Here is a 2,500-nt window from a genome sequence, read left to right as displayed (position 1 = left end):
AATGTGGCCGTTCATCCTCTCAGACCGGCTACTGATCATCGCCTTGGTGGGCCGTTACCCCTCCAACTAGCTAATCAGACGCAATCCCCTCCTTCAGTGATAGCTTATAAATAGAGGCCACCTTTCATCTATCCTCGATGCCGAGGTTAGATCGTATGCGGTATTAGCAGTCGTTTCCAACTGTTGTCCCCCTCTGAAGGGCAGGTTGATTACGCGTTACTCACCCGTTCGCCACTAAGATTGATAGAAGCAAGCTTCCATCGCTCTTCGTTCGACTTGCATGTGTTAAGCACGCCGCCAGCGTTCGTCCTGAGCCAGGATCAAACTCTCCAAGATATCTTGAAGCTATTTGAATAGCTCATTATTTGTTGTCGTTACATTTAAGTAACTTTAAATTATGGTTGGTTTTGACTATGTCAAAACCCGCACTCTGGCATATGTTCAATCATATGATTGATTACCTATCATTGTTCAGTTTTCAAAGATCTGTACCAGTCAGACTAGATTTTATCTAGCTCCAAAGCACTTTCGTAAAAAGTGTTTCGCCAACTGGCGACTAGATTATAATAACATGTTGTCACTTTCATGTCAACACCTTTTTATAATCTTTTTTAGAATTTTGTAATTTCTGTTTTAACCAGGAATTACATTTTTATTCTAAAACGATTATCAACAAACATAGATTTTATCTAGTGTTTGCTAACTAATAAACAGTCGCTTCGAACGACTGTATAGCTATTATAGTACAAAGAACCAAGGGACGCAACCCCTAATTTTAAAATTTTGCAAACTTTTTTCTGAATCTGTATATATTGTACATCTTGCTACTATATATACCATATACGGTAGTTATTAATAATATATATAATCGCCTTTACTCTATATATCTATCAATGCTTCTATCTAATCATTTATAATGTTTTCCTACTATACTTAGCCTAATTATAAATAGCTTATCCATAGATAGCTTATCTATAGACAGATAAATACTTAATAAGGCCTATATGTTTAACAGACTAATGCTTCATATAACCTATATAGATATATAAAGCACATAATACCTCTTTAGGCGCAATTATTTTTTAATGGTATATAATGCAATTGTTATTTAATAGTATATATACATATTGAGTGCACAAAACTAATTATATAGAAAATTAACAGGGTTATAGGACAAAAAGTGTGTGTGACTAATCCCAATAAGTTGGAAAATCTGTAGACATATGTAGCTCATTCCAAACAGGAGCATCACCCCATTGAGGGATTGAACGATCTATTTGGCAATAATCAGATAACCGTTTGTAGATAGCAGCAATCGATTCATCTGTAGGCATACAATTTAATATATCTGAAATAGAAAGCGGTCTTGGTGAGTGCATATAGCACCACCAATAGACCGCTTTTAGTCTTCTTTCAAGTGAAAGGCCCCTATGAGCCCGTAACATACTTCTTAGTTGAGCATTTACTCCACCTTCAATACGATTATTTGTTGTAGGTACTGTAATATCAATGCATTCCAAAAATGTAAATAAAGTTTGTTGCCTAATCAGGCGCCATAATGATGATTCAGCTTTAAGCAAACGCTCATGTGTAGAGCGTTTGTTTCCAAATTCATCAATCGTCATTTCTCGTAAAAAATCAGAATATGTCATGCGCCACGCTGAAAGCTCATTAATCCATATAAAGGCTTGATCCATTGTTTTCACATTAAATAAAGCTTTGGCAAGACTATAAAGGTCCTTCCCAGCTAACGTTTTAGGTCTACTTGTCGTATATCGTCTAACCTGACAAAAAATATGAAATAGGCATCTTTGGTGGCTACTATGAGGCCAAACTTTTCGTAATGCTTTAGGTAAACCATTAGCACCATCAGACACAACGACTTTAGGTTCAACAATCCGTTCCATTAAGCACTGCCAAGCTCTAGCATGCTCATAACGGCAGACATACCAGCCTAGAACATGAGTATCATTGCAACAAATCAACACACATAAATTCCTAGATAAGTAAATTCCATCAAGATATACCACATCATGTACTTCTTCCACTATTGGTGGCAATGGCCATATGGACCAAAATTTAGCGGTTTTACGCCTAAATGTACGACCTTTACCAGGCATATCAGCTTGAATATCGGTACTGAATAACCAATTCAAGAATAGGTTTAACTCTCTACTTAAATTATTAATTTTAACGGTAAATGCCCCCTTACAATGTTTGCAAAACCAACGCTGAGAACCAGATTTTAAAATACCATGTTTAATACATTTTTCATTACAATCAGGACATTTTATTTGTCGCATAAACTCTTCCTCCATATTTGTTTATATATAGGAAGATATAACCTCATTTTAGTTAGCAATTACAAGGGTTAATTGATGTTTTCACCCACACTTTTTGTCCACCCTCAAACTTCTCCAGAAAAAGATTAAACCCTTATAACACTAGTAAATATCTAGTGTTATAAGGGTTTTTACACACACTTTTTGTCCTATAAGCC

The 2,500-nt window shown here is 35.7% G+C and carries 1 protein-coding gene and 1 rRNA gene (1 of these 2 cut by a window edge); both read right to left on the bottom strand.

Features of this window, described 5'->3' with window-relative positions; genetic code table 11:
• Window positions 1-336, bottom strand: a 16S ribosomal RNA gene (locus VCHSUH03_RS07275) (it extends 1,227 nt beyond the left edge of the window).
• Between the two features lie 854 nt (window positions 337-1,190).
• Window positions 1,191-2,303, bottom strand: coding sequence for an IS1249 family transposase (locus VCHSUH03_RS07270; protein ID WP_105094542.1), 1,113 nt, complete (start codon window positions 2,301-2,303; stop codon window positions 1,191-1,193).
• Window positions 2,304-2,500: the final 197 nt, after the last annotated feature.

This window comes from Veillonella infantium (assembly GCF_002959895.1).
GTDB lineage: Bacteria > Bacillota > Negativicutes > Veillonellales > Veillonellaceae > Veillonella > Veillonella infantium.
Note: the sequence above shows the minus strand (reverse complement) of the source record. Positions and strands in the feature narration are given on the sequence as shown.